Consider the following 7,702-nt stretch of genomic DNA (forward strand, 5'->3'; position numbering starts at 1 on the left):
TAGCACGGATTTCGATAGCGAATCCAGAAGATTGCCTAGATTATTATTGATAAGGGCATCTCGAGCATAATCATCGCGTGCCGAAAATGATCGTCCTACGCAGTCTTGGCAATGAGCAAAAAGTGCATCGCGTAAGGTGGAGCTAAAGAGAGATGCATGTTGTTGAACTAAGGTGGGCTTGTGCTGGGTGTTGATGGGGCAGCCATCCATCAAGGAAGTCCCCCAGCTGCGGTACAAATTCGTAGATCCGTTGAGACCGGCTAGGGAGCGCATCAGAGTGGATTTTCCAGTTTTGACTGGACCCATCAATACATCCACACCGGTCGGTGGTAGATCCAAATCAACGCTCGACAAAACCACTCTGCGTCCAAAGCAAACACCGAAATTGGTGAGCAGAAGTCGTGACATTTGAGTAGGGAAATCTTGTTCGAACTGGTGAACTGAAATAGAAGCAGTCAGTAGGCTGCTTTGAATTAGACGGCACTTTCGATTTCTGGCATGGCCATTCGTGCTTTGGTGAGGGCCAGTCCAAGATTGGCAGTTTTTCTGCATACAAAGACTGCAACATAGTCTGGATACACTTTTCCTCGAAGGAAAACGTGAATGAGGTTATCGCTATTAACAACTATTTCCTGGAAATAGTGATGCCCATCATCACCAATACCACGTGATTTTTTGAACAAGCGTTCAATGGTAGTGATATTGGGGCCCGCAAACATATCGGCTGTCGCCGCCGCTACCAATGCAATGACTTCTTGCGGATGAGAATCCACGGTCTTCACGCCCAGCAACATGCCTGAGCCAATATCGACATATCCGGCGGCTAAACATTCTGGAATGGTGGTGCTAAGGCTTGCAAGCTTCGCATCGAGGGACATACATTTCCTTGGTTGCAGTGATTGAGGAATTCATCCTATATCGGCATTGAGTGGTGGGTGAATGAGCGTATTTCGCGTATGTAACAAGCTGATGTGATTTAGTCCTCGGTCGTGTGAATTAAGGACATATACATGTGAATAAGGGACGGGACATCAATCATCAAATGCTAAATGACCGTGTGCCAAAGGAATTACAGAACGTCACAAATGTTACGCGTGAAAATATCACACGAAAATAGGTCAATTTTCCTATCTCTACCAAGCGTGCATTCGCTTTAATCTTGATGTGCAACAAGGGATGTGGTCTTGCATTGTGGTAAGCAAAGCGAAGGTGGCCAGACGTGCTAGGCGAAGTGTGGCGCATCCCCATGTCGTAGTTCTCTAGGCGAGGAGATAACTTAGACGTGGTCATAGGTGTCGGGGGTAGCGTGAGAGAGGGCTAACCTGGAATGCGGTGCATCTGAACTCGCTATCTCCACGCAAGAGGCTTCATCACGTTGCACTAGATGTTAGAGTTATTTTCTGGCAAGGTGAATTGATTCACGGGGAATGAATTAATTGCACGTGGCGGATAGTTTTAAATCAATTTCTATAAAATAAATTTGACGTATGAGGGTAAATTTGCCAATTACTGGGAGGGAATATACATTCCCCGCTGAGCATACGCTTGTTTCGACTACTGATCTCAAAGGGCGGATCGTTTACTGCAATCTCGCGTTCATAGAGGTCAGTGGATTCTCGAAAGATGAACTTCTCGGGAAATCTCATAACTTGGTTCGTCACCCTGACATGCCCCAAGAGGCATTCAGGGATATGTGGCACACCATTTCATCAGGATTGCCTTGGTCGGCCATGGTCAAGAATCGCCGCAAGAACGGTGACCATTACTGGGTTATGGCGAATGTGACCCCATTAATCGACGGGTCGGTCGTTTCAGGTTACATGTCCGTTCGAACGAAGCCTTCGCCAGAGCAGATAAAGGCTGCCGATGCGCTTTACGAGACGATGCGCGCAGAGGCTTCGCGTGGCAAGCATTTGCACGTGCTAGATGCCGGACGCGTCATACGTCAAGACTGGCTGGGCCATATTGCAGAGAGCATTCGCTTGGGCATGAGGGGGCGTCTTTGGACGCTATTCGCAATGCAGGGGCTCCTTGTGGCCCTTGCTTCATTGGGTGGAATTCCGGCCGCATTGGCCGTCGCCGCGCTGCTTTCCGCTGCGGCTGCATGGGTTGCCTGCAATCTCACTGTTTCGCCCGTACGGAATCTCGTTCGTTTTGCTAACAGAATGGCCGGTGGAGATCTGAGCCAGCTGATGATGCATGTGCGTTCTGATGAAATGGGGCAAATGGCCAAAGCTCTAAATCAATTGAACGTCAATCTTCAATCGGTTGTGCGGGATGCACGAAACGAGGCGCGAAATATGCAGTTTGCGAGTGAAGATATCGCTTCTAGAAATAATGAGCTGGCGCGCCGTACGGAATCTCAAGCGGGCTCCTTGCAGCTAACGGCGGTATCTATCGAAGAAATTAAGCAAACCGTTGAGCATACGGCGTCATTAGTAAAGCATGCCACTCATTTGACCTCCGCAGCCACCGATATCGCAGGGAAAAGTAATTCGGCCGTCGATGCCGTTGCACGCACAATGGAGGCTATCCGGGAGGCGTTTGCAAAAGTCACGGACATCATTCAAATCATAGATTCCATTGCCTTTCAAACCAACATCCTTTCGCTTAATGCTGCTGTGGAAGCGGCTCGTGCGGGGGAACAAGGGCGTGGATTTGGCGTGGTCGCTGCGGAGGTGCGAGCATTAGCGCAGCGTTCGGCAGGTGCAGCGAAGGAGATAAAGTCACATATTGAAGCGGCGGCTACGGAGGTCCAATCTGGCAATCAGCATATGGGATATGCGAGAACTGCAATGCAGGAATCTGTTGCTGCAGTTCAGAGTATGTCGTCATTGATTGGAAAAATTGGCAATTCGACTTCGGAGCAGCTGGATGGGATTTCGCAAATCAATGCGGCGGCTGCCAATCTGAATGGCATCACACAGCAGAACGCTGCCATGGTGGAACAAATAGCCGTTTCTGCATCGGATCTCAGGGGGCAGGCCGAGACGCTGACCGACACAGTCAGTGTGTTCAGATTGGAGACGTCCAAGGACTCTTTTGTCCTCCTTGAAGCGGGGGGCTGAAACGGACGGACAAGACCGGACGGCCAAACCCTCTTCTCAATAAGTGAAATACATACCTAGCGGAGTTTTCTCGTATTCGCCGGGATGTTGGCGATATTTCCTTCACTCATTTATGACGGGCACCATCACTCCCTCATGGAATTCGCCGGATGAAACAATCACGGCAGGCTGCCCCAGCTTTGCGCATGAATTTCCAAGATGATTTACGTGTTTTTTAGCGAGGTGACGTTGGGCCCTGCTGATGAGGTGATATTCAGAGAGTGCTGACGAGCAGCCAACATCTGAAATGTGCGGAAGAAGTATTGAAGGTGAAAGTTTTATGTTTGTGGTTTTTGAAATCTTGTGGAGAAGCTAGGCGAATATCGTACGTGACTGAGACGTTGTAGGCGGTGAGCCTGCTGTAAGTCGGCAAGAGCAATGAGATGGCAAATTTTGAGAAAATTTCGTAATACTCTAATCGGTAAATTATTTTGTAGCTATTGTTCTTCGGATTTATTTGTATATTTGAGTCTCAATTTCATAGAGGGGATGTGATTATGCGTTGTTTCCCGGTTGATTGGGAATCTCGCTTGTATGGGCCGCAGAAAATATCTGCAATAGTCGCCGTATTGAATAGGGATGGTGTTGCGGCCGAACAAGCCTTGGAAGGCACTGGGCTCTGCGATGAAATGCTTTGCTCAACCTCTACTCGTATTTCATATCGGCAAATATTTGCAGTGATAAAAAATGCGATCCGACTTGGGAAAAATCCTGCGTTAGCAATACTTGCTGGCAAGGAAATGCATGCGACAGCTTACGGAATGTATGGGTTCGGGATGCTGAGTAGCCCCACCTATGAAGACGAGGTCCAATTTATATTGAAATATGGAGAAATAATCGGCGCAGTTGCGAAAATATCGAACTGCGCGTGTGAGGAAAATAATGCGACTTACACGCTTGACGTGGTTTTGACGCCCGATGCACAGGATCCAATATATCGATTTGCTCTTGAATTTTCGTGTGCCGCACATTTGACGATTTTTCGAGATTTGTATGGTTCTAATTTCAAATTTTCGTCGCTTTGCTTGGCTTGTCCGAAACCTGGGTATGCGGAATTGTATGAAGAATATTTTGATTGCCCCGTTAACTTCAGTCAGGGTGTTAATCAATGGAGGATAGATGCTATTTGGGTGGATTCGCCAAGAAAAATGCCGGACGCCGTTGCCCATTTGATGGCGGTCGAGTATTGCCAGAAATTCCTTTCGGAGTTGTCTCATGTTGGTGGTGTGGCGTCGCAAGTTCGTCGCGCTCTCTTGGAGAAAACTCCGGCTAATTTTCCCACGATCGATTTGATGGCTGAGGAGTTAGGTATGCAGGAGCGAACACTCCGTCGGAGGTTGGAGGCTGAGGGTACGACCTACAGAGAGTTACTTGCGGGAGCGAGGAAGCTGTTGGCAATCGACTATCTGAGGGCGAATAAATTGAAAACAATGGATATTGCGACGCGCCTTGGATACAGCGATGTTGCCAATTTTAGAAATGCCTTTTACAGGTGGACGGGGCATACGCCACGTCATTATAGGAAACAAAACAATTAGTCAGAAATCGGTTGGATATTCGATGTAGATAAATATTTTATAAACTGGTGTATATATGTTGAAAAATTCCCGATGGTTCTCGTTTGCTGTCGTGTTTTGCGGCTTTTTTGGATTTGCGTCTATTGCGATCGCTCAGCCAAAATTTTCCTGTGATTCGACGATGTATCTTGAGATGAGTTCGGGTGTGGCGCCAACCACCTTGTGTAAGGTAAGCACAAATACAAATCCATTTGATTTTGTGCTGCAAGGAGTGACGACATTAACATATAACGCGGTTGGGTATAACACTGCTGATGATTATCAATATGGTATTGCAACTCCGCTTGGCAACCACTTGGTGCGTATTGGCGCGGATGGATTCACAGTAGATTTGGGCCCGGTTTCTGGCTTGCCAGTAGCAACTTTTATCTCTGGGACGTTTGGAACTGCCGGCAATCTTTTATACGTAAAAAATAACGTGGCATCTGGAACGGAGATGTACGTTATCAATGTCGCAACCATGACGGCAAGCTTGGTGACGCTGAGTTTAGCAGTCACCATCGCTGATATGGCTTGGGTCAATGGATTGCTGTATTCTGTTACATATGGGGTTCAGCTTGTTTCAATTAATCCAACCACTGGCCAGGTTACCTTTGTCGGTGTGCCCAATGGGCTTCCCGCGGGTTTCTTTGGGGCGATGTATGGCGCTCCAAACGGTTTGTTTGGTTCTGGGAATAATCCGCCAAGTGGGTTCTATCAGTTTGATATAAATACTGGGGCGGCAACATTAGTCAGCGATGCCCCGGGTTCTAATTCAAATGATGGTTCCAATTGCGCCACTGCAAACATTATCTTTGGTGCGGACTTGTCGCTCACCAAGAGCTGACCTGCCCCCCATAGGGTGTACCAGCTGAGAGTTAGTAGAGTCCGTTTTCAGAGAAGGAACGGACATGAAGAAGAGCAGATTCACCGACGAGCAGATCATCGGATTTCTCAAGCAGGCCGAGGGCGGTATGCCGATCAAGGAACTGTGCCGCCTGGGTGGCTTCAGCGACGCGACCTTCTACAAGTGGCGCGCCAAGTTCGGCGGCATGCAGGCCTGCGAGGCCACGCGGCTGCGCGAGATCGAGGGCGAGAACGCCAAGCTCAAGAAGCTGCTGGCTGAGGCCCATCTGCACATCGAAGCGCTGAAGGTGGGCACGGGGTAAAGCGCTGACCCCGCAGGCCATGCGCGAGGCCGCTGCCAAGATGGTCGAGCAATTGGCCATCAGCGAGCGCCGCGCCTGTCGCTATGCGGGGTTGTCCAGAACCAGCTACCGGGAGCCGCCCAGCATGAACGAATCCACAGCCAGCCTGAGCACGCGCATCGTCGAGCTGGCGCATGAGCGCCGACGCTTTGGCTACCGGCGCATCCACGACCTGTTGAGCCTTGAAGGCCATCAGGTGAACCACAAGCGCGTGTGGCGCCTGTACAAGCTGGCCAACCTGTCGGTGCGCAAACGCCACAAGGTCAAACGCCCCACAGGTGAGCGTCAGCCCTTGGCGAGCTGCCGTCATATCAATGACACCTGGAGCGCGGACTTCGTGATGGATGCGCTGGCCAACGGCCGGCGCATCAAGTGTCTGACGGTGGTGGACGACTTCAGCCGCGAATGCGTGGACATCGCGGTGGACCACGGCATGGGTGGCGAGTACGTCGTGCGGTTGCTGGACCAGGCTGCCCAGTTCCGAGGCTACCCGCTGGCCATCCGCACTGACCAGGGGCCGGAGTTCACCAGCCGGGCCTTCATGGCGTGGGCGGCGGCACGCGGTGTACGGCACCTGCTCAACGATGCAGGCTGTCCGACCCAGAACGCCTACATCGAGAGCTTCAACGGCAAGTTTCGCGACGAGTGCCTGAATGAGCAGTGGTTCGAGTCGCTCGCGCAGGCCAGGCAAGAGATTGCCCGCTGGCGGCGCGACTACAACGAGATACGGCCCCACAGCTAACTCGGTCGCATCCCGCCTGCCAGATTCGCCGCCTTGCATCGCCAGCACGCTGGCGATGCAGAGCAATCACCGGAGATCAAGTAATCTCCACAACCTCGGACTCGCTAACTAAACACTGGCACGTCTAAAGGGGGCAGGTCATAGGGATTCCCGTGTCCCTCTATTACACTGCGGCAGTCGTTGTTACTCCTGAACCTGACAGTGGCAGCGGCGTGGCCGGGACACCCATCACTCCTATCAATGTGCTGGCCAATGACTCAACCGATGGGATGCCCTCCACCTTTGCTAACTCGACCATCACAGTGGTGACGCCAGCCTCCAACTCCGGCGTCGTGCTGGACCCAGCGACAGGCTTGGTAATCACCACGGCTGGCGTTCCCCCCGGGATCTATGGCATTACTTATCAGCTGTGTAGTAAGGCTATGCCCGCAGTATGTGCCAATACCACGGTGACGATAACCGTGAGTGCTCAGGGCATCCAGCTTCTATCCCAACTCTTTCTGAATTTGGTTTAATGCTATTGAGCGGCTTGTTAATGGTCTTTGGTTTGCCGCATTTGCTGCGTCGCAAGCATTGATTTTGTACTGCTCCTGGTTTGGTAGAGTCGCCGCAGCTCCTCGGTCTGGGACGTCTGCAACTGCCGTTCTGGCTCGGGTACTGCATAAGTCTTGATCCACTTGTACAGGCTGCGCTGGCTCACACAGATCCGGGCGGATACATCAGCCACCCGATGGCCTCGCTCGGTGATCTGCTCGACCGCTTCGATCTTGAATTCTTCGGTTTATGGCTCGTCATGGCACCTCCTATTGGGCCTCAGGTTTGAGGCTCGAAGGTGTCTACTGATACCGGGGCGATTCAGATCCAGGCCCTGGCATCCTTGCCGATGCGCTGTGCGAGCTGCTCAAGCAAAGGCACAAAACGTCCCGTGAGATCGGAAGGTGACATCGCGGATTTTGGAAAAATCAGATTAAGCACGCCGAGCAGGTTATCTCTGGAAAGAATCGGCACCGCTACGGCGCCGATGTGTGCCTGACTGTGCCATTCGCCGTCATTGAACCCATAGCCTCGAAACCGGGTCTCCTCAATGAC

Annotated in this window: 7 protein-coding genes and 3 pseudogenes; 6 read left to right on the forward strand and 4 right to left on the reverse strand. The window is 51.2% G+C overall.

The window, feature by feature from the left end; all coding sequences use genetic code 11:
- Positions 1-408: pseudogene (locus ACDELDRAFT_RS25815) on the reverse strand (hypothetical protein); the annotation flags it as partial.
- A 65-nt stretch (positions 409-473) separates the two neighbouring features.
- Positions 474-878 carry a hypothetical protein gene (locus ACDELDRAFT_RS24265; RefSeq protein ID WP_081470156.1) on the reverse strand — a complete coding sequence of 135 codons (405 nt, stop codon included), beginning with the start codon at positions 876-878 and terminating at the stop codon, positions 474-476.
- A 609-nt stretch (positions 879-1,487) separates the two neighbouring features.
- Here ACDELDRAFT_RS24265 and ACDELDRAFT_RS16745 point away from each other — a divergent pair.
- The 6 genes and pseudogenes from ACDELDRAFT_RS16745 to ACDELDRAFT_RS26245 all read left to right on the forward strand — a co-directional run bounded on the left by ACDELDRAFT_RS16745 (position 1,488) and on the right by ACDELDRAFT_RS26245 (position 7,190).
- Positions 1,488-3,068 (forward strand): methyl-accepting chemotaxis protein, encoded by a 1,581-nt coding sequence (locus ACDELDRAFT_RS16745; protein WP_005799013.1) that lies wholly within the window; start codon positions 1,488-1,490, stop codon positions 3,066-3,068.
- A 536-nt stretch (positions 3,069-3,604) separates the two neighbouring features.
- The gene (locus ACDELDRAFT_RS24270; protein WP_005799015.1) at positions 3,605-4,645 is read left to right on the forward strand and encodes an AraC family transcriptional regulator; all 1,041 of its coding nucleotides are present in this window, start codon (positions 3,605-3,607) and stop codon (positions 4,643-4,645) included.
- Between the two features lie 55 nt (positions 4,646-4,700).
- The gene (locus ACDELDRAFT_RS25155; protein WP_005799018.1) at positions 4,701-5,510 is read left to right on the forward strand and encodes a DUF6923 family protein; all 810 of its coding nucleotides are present in this window, start codon (positions 4,701-4,703) and stop codon (positions 5,508-5,510) included.
- A 64-nt stretch (positions 5,511-5,574) separates the two neighbouring features.
- Positions 5,575-6,610: pseudogene (locus ACDELDRAFT_RS16760) on the forward strand (IS3 family transposase); the annotation flags it as partial.
- A gap of 155 nt (positions 6,611-6,765) precedes the next feature.
- On the forward strand, positions 6,766-7,128 hold the full coding sequence (locus ACDELDRAFT_RS25820; RefSeq protein ID WP_005799024.1) for a hypothetical protein: 363 nt from the start codon (positions 6,766-6,768) through the stop codon (positions 7,126-7,128).
- Complete coding sequence (locus ACDELDRAFT_RS26245; protein WP_420042324.1) at positions 7,128-7,190, forward strand: hypothetical protein; 63 nt, start codon at positions 7,128-7,130, stop codon at positions 7,188-7,190. The genes ACDELDRAFT_RS25820 and ACDELDRAFT_RS26245 overlap by 1 nt, the downstream gene beginning before the upstream one ends.
- A 3-nt stretch (positions 7,191-7,193) precedes the next feature.
- Here the strand turns inward: ACDELDRAFT_RS26245 and ACDELDRAFT_RS24275 are convergent.
- Positions 7,194-7,391, reverse strand: a pseudogene (locus tag ACDELDRAFT_RS24275) (transposase); the annotation flags it as partial.
- Between the two features lie 77 nt (positions 7,392-7,468).
- Positions 7,469-7,702: GAF domain-containing protein (locus ACDELDRAFT_RS16765; RefSeq protein ID WP_005799026.1), on the reverse strand; the 234-nt coding region annotated here is incomplete at its 5' end.

Source organism: Acidovorax delafieldii 2AN (genome assembly GCF_000175235.1).
Classification (GTDB): Bacteria; Pseudomonadota; Gammaproteobacteria; order Burkholderiales; family Burkholderiaceae_C; genus Acidovorax; species Acidovorax delafieldii_B.